This window comes from Kitasatospora sp. NBC_00240 (assembly GCF_026342405.1).
Lineage (GTDB): Bacteria > Actinomycetota > Actinomycetes > Streptomycetales > Streptomycetaceae > Kitasatospora.
This window is the reverse complement of sequence record NZ_JAPEMU010000001.1, coordinates 3,917,899-3,940,120: the sequence shown is the minus strand read 5'-3', so window position 1 is coordinate 3,940,120 and position 22,222 is coordinate 3,917,899. Positions and strand designations below refer to the sequence as shown.

The 22,222-nt window shown below is 73.9% G+C and carries 16 protein-coding genes and 1 riboswitch; of the genes, 13 read left to right on the top strand and 3 right to left on the bottom strand.

The window, feature by feature from the left end:
* Positions 1–20: 20 nt before the first annotated feature.
* Complete coding sequence (locus OG689_RS16575; protein ID WP_266321226.1) at positions 21–749, bottom strand: M50 family metallopeptidase; 729 nt, start codon at positions 747–749, stop codon at positions 21–23.
* A 186-nt stretch (positions 750–935) separates the two neighbouring features.
* Between OG689_RS16575 and OG689_RS16570 the strand changes: the two genes are divergently transcribed.
* The 8 genes from OG689_RS16570 (at position 936) to def (ending at position 9,638) form a co-directional block, all read left to right on the top strand.
* Positions 936–1,688: an SOS response-associated peptidase gene (locus OG689_RS16570; protein WP_266321224.1), complete on the top strand. Its 753-nt coding sequence runs from the start codon at positions 936–938 to the stop codon at positions 1,686–1,688.
* A 180-nt stretch (positions 1,689–1,868) separates the two neighbouring features.
* Complete coding sequence (locus OG689_RS16565) at positions 1,869–2,528, top strand: alpha/beta family hydrolase (protein WP_266321222.1); 660 nt, start codon at positions 1,869–1,871, stop codon at positions 2,526–2,528.
* 350 nt (positions 2,529–2,878) lie between these two features.
* The gene (locus OG689_RS16560; RefSeq protein WP_079198137.1) at positions 2,879–3,622 is read left to right on the top strand and encodes a sigma-70 family RNA polymerase sigma factor; all 744 of its coding nucleotides are present in this window, start codon (positions 2,879–2,881) and stop codon (positions 3,620–3,622) included.
* Positions 3,619–4,008 (top strand): mycothiol system anti-sigma-R factor, encoded by a 390-nt coding sequence (gene rsrA, locus OG689_RS16555; RefSeq protein WP_266321220.1) that lies wholly within the window; start codon positions 3,619–3,621, stop codon positions 4,006–4,008. The genes OG689_RS16560 and rsrA overlap by 4 nt, the downstream gene beginning before the upstream one ends.
* 310 nt (positions 4,009–4,318) lie before the next feature.
* Positions 4,319–6,067, top strand: coding sequence for an HD-GYP domain-containing protein (locus OG689_RS16550; RefSeq protein ID WP_266321219.1), 1,749 nt, complete (start codon positions 4,319–4,321; stop codon positions 6,065–6,067).
* Between the two features lie 218 nt (positions 6,068–6,285).
* Complete coding sequence (locus tag OG689_RS16545; protein WP_266321217.1) at positions 6,286–7,593, top strand: HD domain-containing phosphohydrolase; 1,308 nt, start codon at positions 6,286–6,288, stop codon at positions 7,591–7,593.
* A 248-nt stretch (positions 7,594–7,841) separates the two neighbouring features.
* Positions 7,842–8,831 carry a hypothetical protein gene (locus tag OG689_RS16540; RefSeq protein ID WP_266321215.1) on the top strand — a complete coding sequence of 330 codons (990 nt, stop codon included), beginning with the start codon at positions 7,842–7,844 and terminating at the stop codon, positions 8,829–8,831.
* 168 nt (positions 8,832–8,999) lie between these two features.
* On the top strand, positions 9,000–9,638 hold the full coding sequence (gene def, locus OG689_RS16535) for a peptide deformylase (RefSeq protein ID WP_266321213.1): 639 nt from the start codon (positions 9,000–9,002) through the stop codon (positions 9,636–9,638).
* A gap of 143 nt (positions 9,639–9,781) precedes the next feature.
* Here def and OG689_RS16530 read toward each other — a convergent pair whose 3' ends face one another.
* Positions 9,782–10,777, bottom strand: coding sequence for a ribonucleotide-diphosphate reductase subunit beta (locus tag OG689_RS16530; protein WP_266327193.1), 996 nt, complete (start codon positions 10,775–10,777; stop codon positions 9,782–9,784).
* 44 nt (positions 10,778–10,821) lie between these two features.
* Positions 10,822–13,239, bottom strand: a complete 2,418-nt coding sequence (locus tag OG689_RS16525; protein WP_266327191.1) for a ribonucleoside-diphosphate reductase subunit alpha — start codon at positions 13,237–13,239, stop codon at positions 10,822–10,824.
* 184 nt (positions 13,240–13,423) lie between these two features.
* Positions 13,424–13,581, bottom strand: a riboswitch (cobalamin riboswitch).
* Positions 13,582–13,721: 140 nt separating this feature from the next.
* On the opposite strand from OG689_RS16525, the gene OG689_RS16520 reads away from it, so the two are divergent.
* The 5 genes from OG689_RS16520 to OG689_RS16500 all read left to right on the top strand — a co-directional run bounded on the left by OG689_RS16520 (position 13,722) and on the right by OG689_RS16500 (position 22,188).
* Positions 13,722–14,750: a hypothetical protein gene (locus OG689_RS16520; protein ID WP_266321211.1), complete on the top strand. Its 1,029-nt coding sequence runs from the start codon at positions 13,722–13,724 to the stop codon at positions 14,748–14,750.
* Positions 14,751–15,252: 502 nt separating this feature from the next.
* Complete coding sequence (locus tag OG689_RS16515; RefSeq protein WP_266327189.1) at positions 15,253–16,710, top strand: glycosyltransferase family 2 protein; 1,458 nt, start codon at positions 15,253–15,255, stop codon at positions 16,708–16,710.
* A complete protein-coding gene (locus OG689_RS16510) occupies positions 16,707–17,771 on the top strand; it encodes a glycosyl hydrolase (protein ID WP_266321209.1) in 1,065 nt (354 codons plus the stop codon). The genes OG689_RS16515 and OG689_RS16510 overlap by 4 nt, the downstream gene beginning before the upstream one ends.
* On the top strand, positions 17,771–20,170 hold the full coding sequence (locus OG689_RS16505) for a glycosyltransferase family 39 protein (RefSeq protein ID WP_266321207.1): 2,400 nt from the start codon (positions 17,771–17,773) through the stop codon (positions 20,168–20,170). The genes OG689_RS16510 and OG689_RS16505 overlap by 1 nt, the downstream gene beginning before the upstream one ends.
* Before the next feature lie 353 nt (positions 20,171–20,523).
* Entirely contained in the window at positions 20,524–22,188 is a 1,665-nt protein-coding gene (locus tag OG689_RS16500) for a glycosyltransferase family 39 protein (protein WP_266321205.1), read from the top strand.
* Positions 22,189–22,222: the final 34 nt, after the last annotated feature.

Genomic DNA, 22,222 nt, shown 5'->3' with positions numbered 1-22,222 from the left:
ACGGGGGAGGGCCCTCGCGCCTACCCGAATGGTGGGACGGGGCCGACCAGCCAGCTGCCGCCCAGGCCCAGGCAGGCGAGGGCCACCACAAGGAAGACGGTCACCCAGACGAGCGCGGCGACGCCGGTCAGCCGGGCCAGCTGGTCCGCGTCCGAGTCCCGCGCGCCGCCGTGCCGGCGCTTGCGCTGCAGCTCGGCGACCGGGCGCACCCCGCCGAGCAGCAGGAACCAGATGCCCAGGTAGGCGAAGGCGCCCTGCAGCTCACTGCTGCCGTACCAGGAGACCAGGAAGAACGCGGCGCCGGTGGCCACCACCGAGAGCAGCCCGAAGGCGTTCCTGATCATGATCAGCAGGCCGGCCAGCAGGGCGATCGAGATCCACAGCAGCGCGGTGATGTGGCCGGCCGCCAGCAGCGCGGCGCCGCCGAGGCCCAGCAGCGAGGGCGCGGTGTAGCCGGCCGCGGCGGTGAGGATCATGCCGGGGCCGGTGGGCTTCCCGGAGGAGACGGTCAGGCCCGAGGTGTCCGAGTGCAGCCGGATGCCGGAGAGCCGGCGGCCGGTGAGGAGCGCGGTCAGGCCGTGGCCGCCCTCGTGCGCGATCGTCACGACGTTGCGGGTGATCCGCCAGACCGGGTGCGGCAGCACGGCGAGCAGGGCGAGGCCGGCGCTGCCGAGCGCGATCCACTGCGGCGGGGCGGGCTGGGTGCCGAGGACGCGGTCCCACACCTCGGCGATGCTGTGTCCGTCCATGCCTGCGGGTCTCGCCTCCGGTCGTGCTTGTTGCGGGCGCCGCCCGGCTCGGTGCCGGGGGCCCGGGGTCGGTCGCCGCCCCGTCGAGGTGGCAGCCTCCCATGCCAGGACGGTGCCCCGGTAGCCGTCGGTTCTGATCCGTGGATGAGGAAGTGGTGAAAGCGGCCCGCGTGGCAAGCTGACGGCATGTGCGGTCGCTTCGCCTCCACCAACAAGCCCGAGGACCTGGTCGAGATCTTCGGCGTCGAGCAGTGGGATCCCGCCGAGACGCTGGCCCCCAGTTGGAACGTCCCGCCGACCCGGCCCGCCTTCGCGGTGCTGGAGCGGCTGCCCAAGGGCGGTACGCGGCCGGTTCGCCAGCTGCGGGTGCTGCGCTGGGGGCTGGTGCCGGCCTGGGCGAAGTCCCCGGAGGCGGCGGTGAAGATGATCAACGCCAGGGCGGAGACGATCCACGAGAAGCCCTCCTACCGGCAGGCCTTCGCCTCCCGGCGCTGCATAGTCCCGGTCGACGGCTACTTCGAGTGGCAGACCCTCCCCGGCGGCGGCAGCCGGCCGCCCAAGCAGCCGTACTTCGTCAGCCGCGCGGACGGCGGGGTGCTGGCGCTGGCCGGGGTCTACGAGTTCTGGCGCGACCGCTCGCACCCCGCCGACCACCCCGAGGCCTGGCTGGTGACCTGCAGCATCGTCACCACCGCCGCCGAGGAGACGCTGGCCCCGATCCACGAGCGGATGCCGCTGTTCCTCGACCCGGCCGCCTTCGACGACTGGCTCGACCCCCGCCTGAGCGACCCGGACGAGCTGCTCCCGCTGCTCGTCCCGCCGCCGCCGGGCGCGCTGCTCGCGGCGCCGGTGGGGGCCGCCGTCGGCAGCATCCGCAACGACGGGCCGGAGCTGGTCCGGCCGCTGGACGCCGAGGAACTGGTCACCACGTTGTTCTGAGGCGTACAGAGGCCGGTCGTGCCGCGGACCCGTCCTGCGGTTGCCCGGCCGGCCGCTCAGGGAACTCGGCCGCCCCTCCTCCCGCTCTGTTTACACCCCCGCTCTGCCCACACCCCCGCTCTGCCCACACCCCCGCTCTCCCCGCCCAGTCGGGCCGACCCCGGTACGGAGCCCCGAGCCATGCAGACCACCGACCCCGTCCTCGTCCCCACCCCTGCCGGCGACGCCCGGATCACCTACGCCCCGGCCCGCGGCGCCGCGAAGGCGCTGCTCGCCCTCGGCCACGGCGCCGGCGGCGGGATCGAGGCCCGCGACCTGCAGGCGCTGGCCGCCGCCCTGCCGCCGCTGGGGATCACCGTCGCCCTCGTCGAGCAGCCCTGGCGGGTGGCCGGCAAGCGGCTCGCCCCGGCACCGAAGACCCTGGACGCCGGCTGGCTCCCGGTCGCGCGGGCGCTGGCGGAGCACGGCCTGCCGGTGGTGGCCGGCGGCCGCAGCGCCGGCGCCCGGGTCGCCTGCCGGACGGGAGTGGCGACCGGCGCCGTCGGCGTCCTGGCGCTGGCCTTCCCGCTGCACCCGCCGGGCAGGCCGGAGAAGAGCCGGGCCGGGGAACTGCTGGAGTGCGGGCTGCCGGCCCTGGTGGTGCAGAGCGTGGCGGACCCCTTCGGCGGGCCGGCCGAGTTCCCCGAGCTGGCGGCCGGGCAGCGGCTGGTGGCGATTCCGTACGGCAGCCACGGCTTCGACGTGCCCAAGCGGGCGCCGACGGGGCAGGCCGAGGTGCTGGAGATGATCACCGACGCGGTGGGCGGGTGGGTTCTCGGGCTGGTCGGCGCACCCTCCTGAGCCCGGCCCGGGCGGGGCCCGCAGCCCGGCCTGGGCGGGAGCCGCAGCCTCCCGGGCGGGGCCCGGAGCGGTGCGCCGGTGGACCTCCGGGGCCGACCGGCGGGGTGGCCGGCCCCCTGGGAATGCGGGCGGGAGCGGCATGGTTGTCACCCTCGTCAGCTTCAGTCCCGGTGGAAAGGCAAGTGCAGATGGGTTCGATCGTGTGCCCCGAGCGGCCTGACGAGCGCGCGGTCGAGAACGGCTTCGTCCCGTCCTGGTCCGAGTGGCTTGTCGCGGGCGAGAAGCCCGTCAGCCCGATATCCTCCATTTCGGGACGGCCCACCGTGGGCCATGCCCGCTATGCCGAGGAGGTGGGTCCGGTCGTCGGGACCGAGCACGAGGCCGATCCGGGTACGGACCCGCGCGAGGGCGTGCCCACAGGTGAGGCGCTCACCGGCGAGGAGCTGGCCGAGGCGATCGGTGAGGACACCTTCCGGGTGTCCGCGGAGGAGAGCGAGGAGGCCCGGCGGGAGCGCTTCGAGCGCGACGCCCTGGGCTACCTGGATCCCATGTACTCGGCGGCGCTGCGGATGACCCGCAACCCCGCCGACGCGGAGGATCTGCTCCAGGAGGCGTTCGCCAAGGCGTACGCGTCCTTCCACCAGTTCCGTGAGGGCACCAACCTCAAGGCCTGGCTGTACCGCATCCTCACCAACACGTTCATCAACTCGTACCGCAAGAAGCAGCGTGAGCCCCAGCGCACGGCGGCCGAGGAGATCGAGGACTGGCAGCTCGCCCGGGCCGAGTCGCACATGTCGACCGGCCTGCGTTCGGCGGAGACCCAGGCACTCGACCACCTCCCCGACAGCGATGTGAAGGACGCCCTCCAGGCCATCCCGGAGGAGTTCCGCATCGCCGTCTATCTCGCCGATGTCGAGGGGTTTGCGTACAAGGAGATCGCGGACATCATGGGTACACCCATCGGTACGGTGATGTCCCGGCTGCACCGTGGCCGCCGTCAGCTGCGCGGCATGCTGGAGGACTACGCCCGTGAGCGCGGGCTCGTCCCCGCCGGCACCGGGGCAGGGCAGGAAGCGAAGGGCTCGGGCTCATGAGCTGCGGCGATCCGCACGACACCGAGTGTGGCGAGGTCCTCGACCACCTCTACGAATTCCTCGACAACGAGATGGCCGAGGGCGACTGCGCCAAGCTGCGCGTGCACTTCGACGAGTGCTCGCCGTGCCTGGAGAAGTACGGCCTCGAACAGGCCATCAAGGCACTGATCAAGCGCTCCTGCGGCTGTGACGACACCCCCGCGGACCTCCGCGGCAAGGTGCTGGCGCGGATCGACTCGATCCGCGCCGGGCAGCGCCCGGGCGAGGCCCTCGTGGTGACGGTCGAGACGACCGTCGAGGTGACGGCCGAGTCCGCCGCCGCCACCGCCCGCGAGTCCCGCTCGGCGCCCTACGCGGCCGCCGAGGCGAGCGGCGCGGGGGAGTGACCGGCCGCCGGCCTCGCTGACGCACCCCGCGTCGGCCGGCCGGCACCTGCCCGCGGCGCGGCCTGACCGGCCCGGGTGCGGCGACGCCGGGCTGCGATCCGGCCGTGTGCAGGACCGGGCGGAGTACAGGACCGGGCGGAGTGCACGCCCCGGCCAGGAGTACGCCGAGGGCGGGACCGCGCGCGTACGGACTCGTCGCACGCCACGGCCCAGCAGGGCACCAGCGGTTCCGAAGGCCCCGGGAGCACGCTCCCGGGGCCTTCGGCCTGCCCCGACGGCGAACCCCTGACCACCCGTTTCACTCGTTCGGGTGAGTTGGAGCTGCGCCAGCAGGGCCATTCCGCGATCATGCGTCCCCACGTCGGGGCGGAGGCCTATCCTCCTGACGACACCCGCCGCCGCGCCACCCGACGCGTCGAGGGCGGCGTGGACCAGGACGGCGGGGGAGGCCGGGATCGCTACCGACAACGTTGGCCCGGCCCTGCCGGCCGGAGCCGCCCGCTACCTCGTCGCCCTGCCCGCCCTCGCCCTGCCGCTGGTCGCGTACTGCTGCGCCCTGCCGCTGCTGCCCGCCGGCGCGGCCGTGCTGCCCCGCTGGCTCGGCGCCCCGGTCGACTGGCCCAAGGTCGGGCTGCTGGCCTTCCTGCACGCCTGCTGGGAGTCGGTCGCCCAGGGCCTGCCCACGCCCTGCCTGCAGATGCTCCTGCGCACCCGGGCCCGGCTGCTGGGCCGCCGACCCCCGCAGGGACGCGCCCCCGCCCGGCCCGGCGCCTACACCTTCTTCCCGGTGCTCTTCGCCGGGCTGCTGATGCTGCCGCCCGCCGCCGCCGCCCTGGTCGCCGTACCGGCCGCGCTCGCCGCCGGCGCCGCCCCGCCCGGCGCCGCGCGCCGGTGCTGGAACGCCGCCCAGCTGGCCCTCTCCGCCTTCGCCGCCGCCGGCGTCTTCCACCTGCTGGCCGGGCCCAGGCTGCTGCTCGGCTCACGCTTCCCCGGGGCGCTGCTGCCCGCCTTCGCCGCCGTCGCGGTCTTCTGCCTGGTCAACAGCGCGCTGGTGGGCGGCATGCTGGCGCTGGCCGAACGCCGGCCGCCGGCCGTCCTGCTGCGCGGCGCGACCGCCGCGATCGGCCTGCCCGTCCTGGTGCACGCGGCCGGCGCCCTGATGGTCGCCGTGCTCTGGCAGGGACCGTACGGCGCCTTCGCGGCGCTGCTCGCCCTGCTGCCGCTCACCATCTCGGCCTGGGTACTGGCCCAGGGCCACCGCGAGCGGGACACCCACCAGGCGACCGTACAGGCCCTGGTGCAGGCCGTCGAGATCAAGGACGCGTACACCCGCGGGCACAGCGAACGGGTCGGCCGGGCCGCCGTGCTGATCGCCCGCCAGCTGGGGATGGAGCCCGAGCGGCTGCGCACCCTGCGCTTCGCCGGCATCCTGCACGACGTCGGCAAGCTGGGGGTCGCCACCGAGCTGCTGCGCCGCAACGGCCCGCTGACCGAGGAGGAGCGCCGGGCGGTCGAGGTCCACCCGGTGTACGGGTACGAGCTGGTCCGCGGCATCGCCTTCCTCGGCGAGGCGCACGCCGGCATCCTGCACCACCACGAGCGGATGGACGGCCGGGGCTACCCGAACGGCCTGGTCGGGGACGGGATCCCCGAGTTCGCCCGGATCATCTCGGTCGCGGACGCCTTCGACTCGATGACCTCCACCCGCTCCTACCGGCGCGGGCGCCCGGTGGCCGAGGCGGTCACCGAGCTGGAGCGCTGTGCGGGCAGCCAGTTCGACCCGGTGATGGTGCGGGCCCTGGTCGTCGCGGTCGGCGAGCACGGCTGGCAGCCCGCGCTGCCCCCGCCCGGCGGCTGGACCGGCGAGGTCCCGGACATCCCGCTCGGCGTGCCCGAACCGGCCCGCGGCGCGCCGCCCCGTCTCCCGGCGCAGGCCGACGGGCCGGCGCGGGGCGACCGACCGACACGGGCTGCGTGGCCGGCGCGGGGCGGAACCAGCACGGGAACGGACGCGGGAACGGACGCGGGATCCAGCACACCGCCGGCCGGGCCGGCATGAGCCGCCGACGCGGCCCGGTCCGTCGGGCGGAGCGCCGGGTGCCCCGCCCGGCGTCCGGCGCGCGGTCGCACCCGGCGGAGCAGCCGGCACCCGGGACGGCGGCACCCCGGGCATCGGCGGAGGTCAGGGCAGCGGCGGAGGTCAGGACATCGGCGGAGCGCAGGGCAGCGGCCGGCCGGGCGCCCCGCCGGGCGCGCGCGGCCGGCGCCGTGCCCGCGGTGCTGCACACCGCCGCCGGGGCGCTGCTGGTCGCGGCCGTCGCCGCCACGGCGGCCGCCGGCGTGACCCAGCCCGTGGTGGCCGTCGCCTTCCTCACCCTGATCGCGGTCGGCGAATGCGTCCGGATCACCCTGCCGGGGGACCGCGAGCAGGCCCCGATCGGGGCCGCCGCCGCCCTCGCGTACGCCCTGCTGGGGCCGCTGCGCGGCCTGCCGACCACCCACGGGGTGCTGCAGGTGGTCGCCGTCGCCGGCGCGGGCAGCCTGCTCGCCGCCGCGGCGCCGGCCCTCTCCCGGGCCCTGCCGGGGACCTGCGGCCGGGCCCTGCGGCGCCGGCGCGGACGGCCCTGGGCCGACCCCGTCCGGCGGGACACCGCGGCCCGCCGGCTGCTCACCGTGGGGTTCGCGGCCGCCGTCTTCCAGCCGCTGTACAACGGCGGGACGCTCGACCGCCTGCCCTCGTCCGGGCCCGCGTACGGGGTGTTCCTGGCCGCGGTGGCCGCCCTGGCGGCGCTCTGCGACGCGACGCTCGCCGCCGCCCTGCACCGGGCCCGCACCGGCCTGCGGTTCCCGGCCGCGCTGGAGGACGAGCTGCGCTCGCTGCCGGGGATCGGCTCGGCCATCGTGGCCACCGGGATGCTGGTCAGCCTGGCGGCCGGCGAGATCGGCCTCTGGGCGCTGCCGGTGTTCTGCGCCCCGCTGCTGCTCGCCCAGGTCTCGTTCCGCCGGGCGGCGGCCATCCGGGCCACCACCGGCCAGACCATCGCCGCCCTGGCCCGGGCCACCGAGGTGGCCGGCTACACCCCGCCCGGCCACGCCCGCCGGGTCGCCGACACGGCCTGCGCGCTCGGCCGTGAGCTGGGCCTGGGCACCCGGGAGCTCGCCCTGCTGGAGTACGCCGCGCTGATGCACGACGTCGGGCAGCTCTCCCTGGTCGAGCCCGTCCCGGACGGCGCCACGGCCCTGCTGCCCGCGGCCGAGCAGCAGCGGATCGCCCGCCTGGGCAGCGAGGTGATCCGCCGCACCGGGGTGCCGCCCCGGGTCGCCGAGCAGGTCGCCCGGCTGGCCGACCCCTGCCGCCGGCCGGACGGCGGGTACGACCGTTCGCTGCCGCTGTCCGCCCGGATCATCCGGGTCGCCAACGCCCACGACGACCTGCTCACCGCCGCCCGGGGCCGCGGCCTGTCCGATCCGGCCGGCCGCCTGGAGGCCCTGGAGGCGCTCCGGCTGGAACGCGGCCGGGCGTACGACCCCCGGGTGGTCGAGGCACTGGCGCGGATGGGCGGCCGGGCCCGCGAACCCGGCTGAACCGGGCGGCGGGGAGCGCGGCCCCTGGTGACCGTGGTTGGATGCGGTCGTAGCGTGGAACACCCGATCCGGGGCACGGGGTTCACATCGAGGGTTCACGCCGCAGGGCTTGCGGTCCGGGGCCCGCGGTGCGGGACTTGCGGTGCGGGACCTGCGGCCCGGCAACCGAGCGGGGCAGCAGGCATCAGGACTCAGCAGGGCTGAGCGTGACCAGCGGGACTCAGCGGACGACAACGGCAGGGACGAACGTGAGGATCTTCCACCGGACACGGCACCGGCCGTCGGCCACCTGGCGGCAGACGACCGACCGGGCCTTCACGCTGATCGGCGACGGCCGGTACGAGGACGCCGGAGCGCTGCTCGTGATGGCCGCCGACCTGGAGCCGTGGCTCTCCGACTCCTGGTTCAACCTGGCGCTGCTGCACAAGTTCCGCCGGGACTGGGAGCAGGCGAGAGCCGCCGGCCTGCGCGCCGTCGCCCTGCTCGACCGCGAGCACGGGGCCGCCGACTGGTGGAACCTCGGCATCACCGCCACCGCCCTGCAGGACTGGCCGCTGGCCCACCGCGCCTGGCAGGCGTACGGGCTGAAGCTCCCCGGCCGGGCGGGTACGCCCACCGACGGCCCGGTCAGCCTGGACCTCGGCACCACCCCGGTGCGGCTCTCCCCCGAGGGCGAGTCCGAGGTGGTCTGGGGCCGCCGGCTCGACCCGGCCCGGATCGAGGTGCTCTCCATCCCGCTGCCGTCCTCCGGCCGCCGCTGGGGCGAGGTGGTGCTGCACGACGGCGCCCCGCACGGCGAGCGGGTCGCGGACGGCGCGGCCTACCCGGTCTTCGACGAGATCGAACTCTGGGCGCCGTCCCCCGTGCCGACGTACGTGGTGCTGCTGCACGCCGCCACGACCGGTGACCGGGACGCCCTGGAGCGGCTGGTCGCCGACGCCGGCTACGCGGCCGAGGACTGGACGTCCTCCGTCCGGCTGCTCTGCCGGGCCTGTTCGGAGAGCCGGATGCCCGCCGACGACGGCCGCACCGCCCACCACGATCCGCACGACGACGGCGACGCCGCCCACCCCGGGCACCTGAGCCACCTGAGCCAGGGGGCCGGCGGGCTGGCCTGGCTGGCCGAGCGGGAGTGCGGCATCGCGGCCCCCGCCGGGCTGGTCCGTTCCCTGCTCGACCGCTGGGTGGCGGCGAACCCGGGCGGCCGGGCCTACCGCGACCTCGAAGAGGTCTGCTAGGGCCCGGTCCGGCCGCGCCTGTCCCCGGGGCGCCCGGGGGAGAGCGGTCGTCGACCCCGGAAGTCCCGCGGGAGCGGTCGTCGACCCCGGAAGTAAGGGACCGGCGGCCTGCGGGGGCCGTACCCTTGAGCGGACACCTCGGCAGACCCATGGGAAGCGGAAGAATCGATGGCGGAGCAGCACGACCACACCCACGAGCACGACCACGAGCACGGCGAGGCGCCGGCCGCCCCGCTGAAGGTGGTCGGTGAGGAGCCGGACCTCTCCAAGGGCACCGCCCGCCCGATCACCGTGGTCGGCAACCCCGTCCTGCACCACGAGTGCAAGGACGTCGTCGCCTTCGACGCCGGCCTCTCCGAGCTGATCGACGACATGTTCGTCTCGATGTACGCGGCCGAGGGCGTCGGCCTGGCGGCCAACCAGATCGGCGTCGACACCAAGGTCTTCGTCTACGACTGCCCGGACGACGAGGGTGTGCGCCACATCGGCCACGTCGTCAACCCGGTGCTGGAGGAGCTCCCGGCCGGCCGCCGGGTGCTGGACGACAGCAACGAGGGCTGCCTGTCCGTCCCCACCGCCTACGCCGAGCTGGCCCGCCCCGACTTCGCGGCGGTCACCGGCCAGGACAAGGACGGCAACCCGATCCGGGTCGAGGGCACCGGCTTCTTCGCCCGCTGCCTGCAGCACGAGACCGACCACCTGTACGGCCAGCTGTACATCGACCGGCTCTCCAAGCGCGACCGCAAGGACGCGCTCAAGCAGATGGCCGAGGGGACGCCCAAGTACGCCACGGTCCCCAACGACTGACGGTCCGGCACCGGCAGGACACGCTCCGGCACCGGCGCGACGCCGAGGGGCCCGGTACCGCGGATCTCCGCGGTACCGGGCCCCTCGGCGTCACCGGGAGTGCCCGCCGGGCGTCGCCGCCGGCGGTCCTCCCGGAGGTGTCGCTAGAAGTCGTCGTCGAAGGCGACCGTGCCCTCCACGGCGACCTGGTACGCGGAGACCCGGCGCTCGAAGAAGTTGGTCAGCTCCTGGACGTTCTGCAGCTCCATGAACCCGAACGGGTTGCTGGAGCCGTAGCGGACCGGCATGCCGAGGCGCGCGAGGCGCTGGTCGGCGACGGCCTGCAGGTACTCCCGCATCGACTCGGTGTTCATGCCCGGCAGGCCCTCGCCGCACAGGTCACGGGCGAACTGGAGCTCGGCCTCGACGGCCTCCTCCAGCATCTCGGTGACCTGCTTGGCCATCTGGTCGTCGAAGAGGTCCGGCTCCTCCTGGCGGACGGTGTCCACCACGGAGAACGCGAAGTCCATGTGCATGGACTCGTCGCGGAACACCCAGTTGGTGCCGGTGGCCAGGCCGTGCAGCAGGCCGCGGCTGCGGAACCAGTACACGTAGGCGAAGGCGCCGTAGAAGAACAGGCCCTCGACGCAGGCCGCGAAGCAGATCAGGTTCAGCAGGAACGCGCGCCGGTCGTCCTTGGTCTGCAGCGAGTCCAGGTGGTCGACGGCGTTCATGTACTTGAAGCAGAACTGCGCCTTCTGGTGGATGGAGGGGATGTTCTCCACCGCGTCGAAGGCCGCCGCGCGGTCGTCCGGGTCGGGCAGGTAGGTGTCGAGCAGCGTCAGGTAGAACTGGACGTGCACGGCCTCCTCGAACAGCTGCCGCGACAGGTAGAGCCGGGCCTCGGGCGAGTTGATGTGCTTGTAGAGGCTCAGCACCACGTTGTTGGCGACGATCGAGTCACCGGTCGCGAAGAAGGCGACCAGCCGGCCGATCATGTGCCGCTCGCCCTCGCTGAGCTTGGCGAGGTCGGCGACGTCGGAGTGCAGGTCCACCTCCTCCACGGTCCAGGTGTTCTTGATCGCGTCCCGGTACCGGTCGTAGAACGACGGGTAGCGCATCGGACGCAGCGTCAGCTCGAAGCCGGGGTCGAGGAGCATCTTCTCGCGGCCGGGCGCGTCGAAGTCGGTCTCCGGGGTGGTGCTCACTGGCAGGCCTCGCAGGACTCGGGGTTCTCCAGGGAGCAGGCGAGCGCCGCCTCCTCCTCCGGGGTGAGGGTGGACGTCGGCGCGGCGACCGCCACCGGCACCGGGGCGGCCGCGCGGGCGGCGCCGGCGGCGGCCTGGGCGATCCGGGTGGCCGGGCGCGAACGCAGGTAGTACGTGGTCTTCAGGCCGACCTTCCAGGCGTACGCGTACATCGAGCTGAGCTTGCCGATGGTGGGCGCGGCCATGAAGAGGTTCAGCGACTGGCTCTGGTCGATGTACGGCTGCCGGGCGGCGGCCAGGTCGATCAGCGCGCGCTGCGGGAGCTCCCAGGCGGTGCGGTACAGCGAGCGGACCTCGGCGGGCAGCCAGTTGAGGTCCTGCACGGAGCCGTTGGCCTCGCGCAGCGCGTCGCGGGTCTGCGCGTCCCAGACGCCGAGCTCCTTCAGCTCGCGGACCAGGTACGGGTTGACCTGGAGGAACTCGCCGGAGAGGGTCTCGCGCTTGAACAGGTTGGACACCTGCGGCTCGATGCACTCGTACACGCCGGCGATCGACGCGATGGTCGCGGTCGGGGCGATCGCCAGGAGCAGGGAGTTGCGCAGGCCGGTGGTGGCGATCCGGGCGCGCAGCGCGTCCCAGCGCTCGGTCCACTGCGGGGTGGTCCCGAAGTGGTCGATGTGCAGCTGGCCGCGGGCGGCGCGGGTCTCGGCGTACGCCTCGTGCCGGCCCAGCTGCTCGGCCAGCTCGCTGGAGCGCTCGTAGGCGACCAGCATGATCCGCTCGGAGATCAGCGTGGAGAGCTGCTTGGCCTCGGCGGAGTCGAAGTCCAGGCGGAGCTGGAAGAAGACGTCCTGCAGGCCCATCACGCCGAGGCCCACCGGGCGCCAGCGGGAGTTGGAGGTGCCGGCCTCGGGGGTCGGGTAGAAGTTGATGTCCACCACGCGGTCGAGGAAGGTGACAGCCGTGCGGACGGTCGAGTCCAGCCGGTCCCAGTCCATCGCGCTCACGAGGTCGGCGGGGGTGGCGCCGGGGGCCACGTGGGCGCCCAGGTTGACCGAGCCGAGGTTGCAGACCGCGGTCTCGGAGTCGTCCGTGACCTCCAGGATCTCCGTGCAGAGGTTGGAGGAGTGGACGGTCCGGCCGGGGAGGGCGGTCTGGTTGGCGGCCCGGTTGGAGGCGTCCTTGAAGGTCATCCAGCCGTTGCCGGTCTGCGCCAGGGTGCGCATCATCCGGGCGTACAGGGTCTGCGCGGGGATGGTGCGCACGGCCTTGCCGGCCGCCTCGGCCTTCAGGTACGCCTCGTCGAAGTCGGCGCCCCACAGGTCGACCAGCTCGGGGACGTCGGCGGGGGAGAACAGCGACCAGTCGCCGCCGGCGTTGACCCGGCGCATGAACTCGTCCGGGATCCAGTGGGCGAGGTTCAGGTTGTGCGTGCGGCGGGCCTCCTCACCGGTGTTGTCGCGCAGCTCCAGGAACTCCTCGATGTCCGCGTGCCAGGTCTCCAGGTAGACGCAGGCCGCGCCCTTGCGCCGGCCGCCCTGGTTGACCGCCGCCACCGAGGAGTCCAGGGTGCGCAGGAACGGCACGATGCCGTTGGACTTGCCGTTGGTGCCGCGGATCAGCGAGCCACGCGAGCGGATCCGGCTGTAGGACAGGCCGATGCCGCCGGCGTGCTTGGAGAGCCGGGCGATCTGCGCGTAGCGCGAGTAGATCGAGTCCAGGTTGTCCAGCGGCGAGTCCAGCAGGTAGCAGGAGGACATCTGCGGGTGCTTGGTGCCGGAGTTGAACAGCGTCGGCGAGGACGGCAGGTAGGAGAGCGCGCTCATCAGCGCGTACAGCTCGGAGACCTCGCGGACCGACTGCTCGTCGTCACCGACCGCCAGGCCACTGGCGACGCGGAGCAGGAAGTGCTGCGGGGTCTCGATCACCTTGCGGGTGATCGGGTGGCGCAGCAGGTACCGGGACTGCACGGTGCGCAGACCGAAGTACTCGAAGCGGTCGTCGCCCTTCTGGTCGATCAGGGCGTCCAGCGCGTCGGCGTGCTTGGCCACGAACGCGGCGGTGGTGTCGCCGATCAGGCCCTCGGCGTGGCCGACGGTGATCGAGGCGGAGAAGGACACGGCGCCCTGGCCGACGGCCTCGTCCTGGATCTCCAGGGCGAGCAGTCGGGCGGCGAGCTTCGAGTACTGGGGGTCCTCGGCGATCATCGACGCGGCGGCCTCGACGGCCAGCCCGCGCAGCTCCGCGAAGTCGGAGCCGGCGTGCCGGCCGCGCAGGGCGGCGGCGGCGACGTGGCCGGGGTCGACCTGGGGGAGGTCGACGCTGCGGTCGGTCAGCAGCCGAAGAAGCGCTCCACCGGGGTCGGACACCGTCGGGTCGGACGGGACGGCGGGGCTGGAACCCTGGGCGGGCAGGGTGGCTGAGGCAGCGATGGTCAAGGCGCTTCTCTCCTGGCGGCGGCGGTCGGCGAGGGGGCTGCCGGGCCGTATGGGCGCAGGGGAGCGCAGCGCGGAACACCTCACGGCGCGCGCGAACCACCCCCCGGCCCACCCGCGAGGCCCGGACGAAACTGCTGTGCTGCATGGCGACTGCGGGGAAGCCCTGTGGCACACCGTCGGCAGGTCATCGGACTCGCGTGGCCCGGTCGGGCAGCCCGCTCACCGCTGCGGGGCAGTCCCGGACTTCCACCGGGTTCCCCTGCGTTCGACAGCAGGAGTGAGCATACATCTAGTGGCGCCAGCCCGATGAAGCACCACATGTTGTGCACTGTGGCGTGTCGGGTGGCTACTCGTCGGCTCACGGAGGAGGCCCGGGAACGGGCGCCGGGCCCGGATTTGGGAACGGATTGATTACCGGATGGGCCTGCCGCGCACACCATGCTTTACGATCTCGCCTCATGAGCGAGGGAACGGGCGTACCGTCCGACTGGACGCGTCAGCCCGCACAGCCGGTCCAGGGTCAGCAGCCGGGGACGCCGGGGCAGCCGCCGCAGGGGCAGCAGCCCGTGCCGCCGGCCGCCGGCGGTTTCGGCCCGCCCCCGGTGCCGTACAGCCAGCCCGCGCAGCAGCTTCCGCCGCAGGGCCAGCCGGTCCCGCCGCCGATCCCGCAGCAGCACCAGCCGCAGCAGCCGTTCGTGCCCCAGCCGGGCCCGCAGCAGGCGCCGCCGCATTGGCAGCCCGCGCCGCAGCCCTTCCAGGGCGAGCCGAACTGGACCCAGCTGGCCGACCAGCACGAGAACGAGTCCCGTAAGCGCCGCCGGCTGTGGATCGGTGGCGCGCTGCTGGCCGTGGTGCTCGTCGGCGGCGTGGTGGCGGCCGGTGTGGTGATCTCCGGTCAGGGCGGTGGCAACAAGCCGAACCCCAAGCCGGCCGCGTCCACCGGCCTGCCGCTGGAGCAGGCGCTGCCGCTGATCTCGGACGCCTCGACGGACAAGGCGCCGGTCGACGCCGCGACGCTCTTCCCCGACCAGACCCGCACCATCGACGGCAAGGTCTGGACCCGGATGGTCACCGGTTCGACCTCCCCCTGCTCCAAGGGGACCACCGGCGGGCTCGGGCTCGCCCTCGGCGACGACGCCTGCCGCTCGCTGGTCCGCGCGACCTACGTGTCCGGGGAGAGCGCCGTCACGGTCGGCATCGCGGTCTTCGACAACAAGGCCGGCGCCGACAAGGCCCTCGGCCGGCACGCGGGCCTCGTCCAGGGTCTGTCCGGCCCGGGCGTCGCCACCTTCTGCGTCACCGACAAGTCGGGCTGCACGGAGACGCACGCCGCGGTGGGCCGGTTCGGGTACTTCACCGTCGCCGGTTCGCTCAAGCAGACTCCCGACCAGGCCGATCCGGCGGCGACCGCGGCGGCGAGCCCCCTTGCGGACCGCGCCAAGGAGGTCCTGCTGGGCCGGGCCAAGCCGGCGGCCACCGCCGGCTGAGCGGGTCCGGGCCCGGGGGCGTCCGGGCGACGGGTGGCGGCGGGCGGCCTGATGCCGGCCCGGCGCCGGCCGCCCGACGCCCATGGGCCGGCGCCGACGGGGGCGGGTCGAAGGCCGCCGGTGACCGGCGGGTCGTGGCGGACGGCCCGTGCCGGGCCCGTGGCGGGCCGTCCGTGACAGGCCGTCCGGGGTGCGGTTGAAGGGCCGTTCGTATCGGACCCTTCCTGATGACCTGTTCGCGACGGGCTGTAACAGTCCGCGAACGTGCGTCCGATAAGGTGTGGTGCCCCGGGGGACAGTTGCTGCTTGGTCAGTTCGCTCCGGCATGCGGAACGCAGCTACCAGGAGGTATCGCGCGGTGAGCACCGCGACCAGTGCGCCCAGCAGAAGACGCAAGTCGTCCGGCCGGCGCCGGAACGCGTCGGAGCCCGTTTCGGGCCTGCTGCTCCCGGCACCGCCGAACGCCCAGGAGAAGTACAACTACACCGTCCGCAACCAGTGGGTGCTGACGCTCTGCTCGGTGATCAGCTTCGTCTGCCTGGTGATCAGCCAGGTCGAGCTCTTCCGGGTCGGCTCGTGGTTCTGGCTCTGCGTGCCGTTCCTCGTGTTCACCGTCGTGTACTACCTGGTCTCCCTGCGGGTGAACAGTTTCACGCCGAACTTCGACATCAAGGAGCACCGCCGGCTGGTCCGCAAGTGGACCCCGGCCGAGTACCCGACCGTCGACGTCTTCCTGCCGGTCTGCGGCGAGCCGATCGAGACCCTGCACAACACCTGGACGCATGTCCGCAAGCTCGCCGAGCACTACCCCGGCCTGGTCATGCCGTACGTCCTGGACGACGCGGCCAGCCCGGCGGTCGAGGCGATGGCCGCGGACTTCGGGTTCCGCTACGGCGTCCGGGAGAACCGCGGCTGGTTCAAGAAGGCGGGTAACCTGCACTACGGGTTCGACCGCTCGGACGGCGAGTACATCCTGATCCTGGATGCCGACTTCGCCCCCCGCCACGACCTGCTGGACGAAGTCCTGCCGTACATGGACCGGGACCCGAAGCTGGGCATCGTCCAGTCGCCCCAGTTCTTCCGCGTCCTCGACTCGCAGAACTGGATCGAGCGCGGCGCGGGCGCCATCCAGGAGCTGTTCTACCGCTCGGTGCAGGTCGCCCGGCAGCGCAACAACGGCGCGATCTGCGTCGGCAGCTGCGCCGTGTACCGGCGCGAGGCGCTGGCCGAGAACGGCGGCACCACCCTGATCGCGCACTCCGAGGACGTGCACACCGGCTTCGACCTGCGCGGTCTCGGCTGGGACCTGCAGTACATCCCGGTCGCGCTCTCCACCGGCGTCTGCCCGGACACCGCGGGGGCCTTCCAGAACCAGCAGTACCGCTGGTGCATGGGCTCGATGTCCCTGCTGACCAGCAAGAAATTCTGGCAGGCGAAGCTCGGCTTCACCACCCGGCTCTGCTACGTCTCCGGGTTCCTCTACTACATGCACACCGCGCTGATGACCTTCGCGCTGCCGATGCTGCCGATCATGCTGCTCGTCCTGCAGCCGCGGCTGCTGGAGGTCAGGCACCTGGTGCTGGTCATCCCCAGCCTGGTCTACGCGACCGTCATCTTCCCGCTGTGGCACCGGGCGCCCTACCGCCTGGAGGCCTGGGCCGGCCGGATGATGTACGGCTGGTCGCACTTCTTCGCCATCTGGGACCTCGTCCGGGGCCGTCAGATGGGCTGGCAGCCGACCGGCTCCAACGGCGCGAAGAAGGACAAGCAGCGGCGCTTCTGGTGGGGCGTCATCTTCTGGAGCGGCGGGACGGCCGTGGTCTGGGTGGGCGCCGCGGTCTACCGGATGTTCACCATGCACCCGCCGGACTTCGCCCTGGTGCTCTCCTCCGGCCTGTTCTACGCCGTGACCGTCGGCCGAATACTCATCCAGCCCCGATCCCAGGACGCATTGGCATGACAGACAGCAACACCCGCCCGGGGTCCCGGCTCCCGGTGGTGGTCCGCCTGATCGCGGTCGCCGCCCTGGTCCTCCCGCTGGCGGCCTGCGACCTGCTGGGCGAGAAGAACGTCGGCCCCACCCCGTCCGCGGCGGCCGCCTCCGTCGCGGACCCCGGGGCGACCGGCGCGGCCCCGGCACCGGCCGAGGTCGCGGCCACCGGCCTGCCGTACGACGTCCGCCCGCTGCTCAAGCCGGCGAAGAAGTACCTCGGGATCGCCGCCGACGGCGCGCCGCTGTCGATGGCCACGGTGGACGAGTTCTCGGCCAAGGCCGGCAAGAAGCCCAACATGATCGAGTTCTACTCGGGCTGGGGCGACGAGTACGACTCGAAGGGCGCCCGCAACGCCTGGGACAGCGGCGCCCTGCCGTACATCGCCTGGGAGCCGTTCACCGTCAGCCTCGCGGACATCGCGGCCGGCAAGAGCGACGACTACGTCAAGCGGTACGCGGCGGGTATCCGCAACGCCAACATCCCGGTGGCGATCAGCTTCGCGCACGAGTTCAACGGCGGCTGGTACGAGTGGGGCACCAAGCACGCCACCGCGGCCGACTTCGTGGCGGCGTACCAGCACCTGCACGACGTGTTCGCCCAGCTCGGCGTCGGCCAGGTGATCTGGGTGTGGAGCCCGAACAGCATCAACCCGATGCCGGCCGTGGCCCTCAAGCCCTACTACCCCGGCGACACCTACGTCGACTGGGTGGGGATCGTGGCGTACTACACCCACCTCGAGGCCGGCACCTTCGACACCCTCTACACCCCGACGCTGACCCAGATCCGCACCTTCACCCAGAAGCCCTGGCTGATCGCCGAGACCGGCTCCGAGCCCGGCGCGCGCAAGCCCGCCGACATCGCCAACCTCGCCGCGAACGTGATCAAGCGCCCGGACTGCCTCGGGTTCATCTGGTTCAACATCAACAAGGAGACGAACTGGCGGATCGACAGCGATCCGCAGGCGCTCTCCTCCTTCAAGCAGGCGGTCTCCGACGGCCGCTACGGATTCGATGTGAAGAGTCCCTGATGACCTCCTCCCCTCCGCACAGCGGCCGCCGCCGGCGCGGGAACCCCGATCAGAGCCTCGCCGCCGACCGGCCCGGGGCCGAGGAGCCCTTGATCGAGGAGCCGGTCCGCCGGCCCGATCCCGGGGGCTCCTGGTTCCAGGCCCAGCGGCCGACGGCCACCGGGCCGGGCCCGCACGACGACGGTACGTACGACGACGGCCGGCACGACGCACCTTCGGGCGACGCGTCCTTCGGCGGCAGGCCGTCCGGCGATCCGCTCTTCGGGGACGCGCCCTTCGGCGGTGCGCCCTCCGGCGACCCGTCCTTCGGCGGTGCGCGCTTCGGCGACGGCCGGGCCGGCCACGGCCCTCGTCACGAGGACCCGTACCAGGGCGGCCGGCGCCAGGACGGGCGGTACGAGGGGGACGGGAGCCACGAGGACGCGCTCTACGAGCCCGGGGTGTACACCGACGGGCCGTACCGGGCCGAGCCGTTCGAGCCGGCGCCGTACGAGGCCGCCGGGGCGGGGGCCGTCCGGCCCGGGGATTCCCTGAGCGGCGGTTCCCTGAGCGGGGACGCCCTGAACGGGGACGCCCTGAACGGGGAGGCGCCGAACGGGGACGGCCGGTCCGGACGTCCGGGGCCGGCTGCCGGGCGCTCGCGCCGGGCCGCGGCCCGCGCGGCCAGGGCGGAGGAGGCCCGGACCGGCGGTGCCCGGACCGGCGGTGCCCGGACCGACGGGGCCAGGACGGACGAGTTCCCGGCCGAGGCGCACCCGGCGGCCGCCGAGGAGGCGCCCGAGGAACCCGGCCCGAGCGGGCACCCCGAGGAGGTGCCGGCCCTGGCCGACGTCCCGGCGCAGCGGGACCGCCGGGACACCCCCGGCTACACCCTCGCGCCGGTGCCCGAGGCCAGCTGGTCGCTGGACCCGGGCCGGCGCCGCTCCTGGGTCAGCCGCGCCCTGCTGCTGGCCATCCTCGGACTGCAGGCAGCCCTGTCCGTCCGGCTGTCCAACACCGCCTTCCAGGACGAGGCGCTGTACATGTACGCGGGGCACGCGGAGCTCTCGCACCTGCTGTACGGCACCGCGCTGCCGAAGGACTACAACAGCTACTTCTCCGGCTCCCCGATGCTCTACCCGATCGTCGCGGCCGTGGTCGAGAACCACTTCGCCATGGTCGGCGTCCGGGTGTTCAGCCTGCTCTGCATGCTCGGGGCCACCGCGCTGCTCTACAGCTTCAGCCGGCGGCTGTTCAACGAGCGGGTGGCGCTCGGCGCGGCGGCGATGTTCGCCGTCACCCAGTCGACCGTGGTACTCGGCTTCTTCGCCACCTACGACGCCCCGGCCGTGCTGCTGCTGGCGCTGGCGATCTGGATCGTGGTCCGCACCGACCGGGCGCCGGCGGGCGTGGTGATGCTCGCCGCGCCGGTGGCGGTGCTGGCCGTCGGACTGAAGTACGCCTCGGCGCTGTACCTGCCCAGCCTGGTCCTGCTCGCCGTCCTCACCGGGATCCGCAACAAGGCCCGGCAGCCGCTGCTGCGCGGCCTGCTGCTGGCGGGCGCGGCGGGCGGACTGCTCTGGGCCGGGCTGACCTTCACCGATGTGCTCAGCGGTGTCCAGGCGACCACCACCGCCCGCGCCCACGGCACCGAGAAGGCCACCGAACTGCTGCGGCAGTCCGGCGAGTTCGGCGGCCTGATGTTCCTCACCGCCTGCGGCGGCGCGATCGCCTACGCGATGCGCGGCCGGATGAACGAATCGCCGCTGGCCCTGGCGCTGACCGGCCCCGGCCGCAAGCGCCGGATCATGCTCGGCCTGCTGCTCACCGGCACCGCGCTGCTCGCCCCCGCCTACCAGATCCACCTGCACACCTCGGTGGCGCTCTACAAGCACATCGGCTTCGGGCTGCTGTTCGCCGCCCCGATCGCCGGCATCGGCATGGCCCGGCTGATCGGCCCGCACTTCCGGCACCCGCAACTGGGCATCCTGCTCTGGGTGGTGATGCTCTCGCTGGGTCTGTCGCAGTCGCAGTGGCGGTTCAACACCTGGCCCGACTCCAGCAAGATGGTCGCGGTGCTGCGCCAGCACGTGGACGCCAACGGGCGCTACCTCGCCTCGGCGGACAACGTGCCGGTCTACTACCTGCGCGATCTGACCTTGCAGAGCCAGTGGACCTCGACGTACGGCATCGGCTACGTCGACAAGGACGGCAAGCTGCATTCGGCGGAGGACGGCTACCGCGCCGCCATCGCGGACGGCTGGTTCGACCTGATCGTGCTCGACGGGGTCGCCACCCCGGAGACCGACCGGGTCGTCGCCGAGGCCGTGGCGCAGAGCCCGCACTACCGGCTGCTGGGCCGTCTGCCCTTCACCCACGTCGGGGGGACGGGCTACTACCGGATCTGGGTGAAACAGTAGAGATGACGACCCCCACCAACGTGGCGGACTCGTCCGCGGCCTGGCCGCCCCGGCCGGACACCCCGCCCGGGACCGCCACCCCGCCGACCCCCGCCGCACCATCGGCCCCGGCCGCAACCCCGGCCCCCGCCGCACCGCCCGTGGCCGCCGCACCGCCGGCGGCCGCGCCGCTCGTGCCGGGGCCGGTCGCCCCGGCCGCGCCTGCGGCGCCGCCTGCTCCGGCCGCCGTCGTGCCCGCACCCGCACCGGTCGCGCCTGTGCAGTCCCCCGGGACACCCCCACCGGTCCCGCCGGCCGCCCCGGTCCCGGCCGCTCCGGCCGCGCCCGTCGCGGTCGCACCGCCGGTTCCCGTCGTGGCACCCGTCCCGGTCGCGGCACCGGTCCGGCAGTTCCCGGCCCCGCCGCCGGGCGGGCCCGCCCCGATCCCGTCGGCGCCGGCCCGCCCCCTGGACCTGCCCGAGGCGGGGGAGCCGGCCCGGGACCGCCGGGTGGCGCTGGCCGTCGCCCTGCCGCCCGCGCTGCTCACGCTGGTGCTCTGCCTGTACGGGATCCAGCAGCGCCAGCTCTGGCGGGACGAGCACGCGAGCTGGTGGGCCGCCACCCTGTCCTGGGGGGACCTGGGCGCGCTGACCTCCAACATGGATCTGGTGCTGGCGCCGTACTACGTGCTGCTGCACCTGTGGGTCTCGGTGTTCGGGGACTCCGAGGCCGCGTTGCGGATCCCCTCCGCCCTCGCCATGGCCGGCGCCGCCGCGATGGTGGCCCTGCTCGGCCGCAGGCTGCTGACGCCCCGGCTGGGCGCCCTCGGCGGGCTGCTGTTCGCGGTCTGCCCCAGCATCACCTGGTACGGGCAGGACGCCCGTCCGTACGCCTTCGCGGTGCTGGCCGCCGCCGGCAGCACCCTGCTGCTGACCAGGATCGTCGAGCGTCCGACCCGCCCGGCCGCGCCGGTGCCCGGCGGACGCCCGCCGGCGCTCTGGAAGGACCCGGCGGTGCTCGCCTGGGCGGGCTACGGCGCCACCGTGGTCGGGATGGGGCTGACCCACCTGGTGACCCTGATGATCCTGCCGGGGCACCTGCTGCTGGTCGTCCAGAAGGCCCGCCGCTCCCGGGAGGGGAACGCCCGCTGGGTGCTGCCGGTGCGCTGGGCGGTCGCGATGGCCGGGGCGGTGCTGCTGCTCAGCCCGCTGCTGCTGCTGGGTGCGGGGCAGAGCGGGCAGATCGCCTGGAACGACCGGGACTGGGGCGACCTCGGCCAGCTCCTCACCGACCTGGCCGGTTCGGCCGGGCTCGGCTGGACGCTGCTGCTGGCGGGCGTGATCGGCGCGGTGAGCCTGCTGGTGCTGCGTCAGCCGGTGGGCCTGCTGGCCTGCTGGGCGGTGGTGCCGGTGCTCGTCACCGTGCTGACGGCCCACTGGCTGCATCTCTTCCTGGCCCGGTACCTGCTCTTCACGGTGCCCGCCTGGACGCTGCTCGCCGCCGCCGTGGTGGGCCGGCTGCCCGGCCTGGTGTCGCAGCTGACCGCCTCGCACACGCCGCCGCGCTGGGTGGTCGGGCCGATCCCGCTGGTGGTGGCGTTCGCGGTGGTCGCGGTGGTGGCCTGGCCGTCCCAGTCCGAGGTCCGCGACGACCTGCCGGGGGAGATGGACGCCCGGGCGGCGGCCCGGGTGATCAGTGCCGGGCTGCGGCCGGGGGACGGTGTGATCTTCGACCCGAGCAGCTCGATGCGGCGCGCCCTGGCGTACGAGTTGCGCGGCCTGCCGGCCCCCAAGGACACCCTGCTCGGCGTCACCCCGCAGGAGGCCGGCAGCTTCGGCGCCCTGGAGTGCGAGGAGCCGGCCAGGTGCATGGCCGGGGTCCAGCGGATCTGGCTGCTGGCCGGGGCCGCCGACAAGCGGCCGTACGGCGGGGTCTCCGACAAGGTGGCCAAGGAGCTCAAGCAGTTCCACACGGTGAGCACCGAGAAGGTGCCGAACCTGCGGCTGGTGCTGCTGGAGCGGAACAAGGCCAAGGGCTGAGCCGGCGGCCGGGGCGCCACGCCCCGGCCGTCCG

What these genes read in the sequence shown, in the direction of transcription:
- OG689_RS16575 (WP_266321226.1), bottom strand. Translation starts at nt 749, where the DNA reads ATGGACGGACACAGCATCGCCGAGGTGTGGGACCGCGTCCTCGGCACC.
- OG689_RS16570 (WP_266321224.1), top strand. Translation starts at nt 936, where the DNA reads ATGTGCGGTCGCTTCGCCTCCACCAACAAGCCCGAGGACCTGGTCGAG.
- OG689_RS16565 (WP_266321222.1), top strand. Translation starts at nt 1,869, where the DNA reads ATGCAGACCACCGACCCCGTCCTCGTCCCCACCCCTGCCGGCGACGCC.
- rsrA (WP_266321220.1), top strand. Translation starts at nt 3,619, where the DNA reads ATGAGCTGCGGCGATCCGCACGACACCGAGTGTGGCGAGGTCCTCGAC.
- def (WP_266321213.1), top strand. Translation starts at nt 9,000, where the DNA reads ATGGCGGAGCAGCACGACCACACCCACGAGCACGACCACGAGCACGGC.
- OG689_RS16530 (WP_266327193.1), bottom strand. Translation starts at nt 10,777, where the DNA reads ATGCTCCTCGACCCCGGCTTCGAGCTGACGCTGCGTCCGATGCGCTAC.
- OG689_RS16520 (WP_266321211.1), top strand. Translation starts at nt 13,722, where the DNA reads ATGAGCGAGGGAACGGGCGTACCGTCCGACTGGACGCGTCAGCCCGCA.
- OG689_RS16510 (WP_266321209.1), top strand. Translation starts at nt 16,707, where the DNA reads ATGACAGACAGCAACACCCGCCCGGGGTCCCGGCTCCCGGTGGTGGTC.
- OG689_RS16505 (WP_266321207.1), top strand. Translation starts at nt 17,771, where the DNA reads ATGACCTCCTCCCCTCCGCACAGCGGCCGCCGCCGGCGCGGGAACCCC.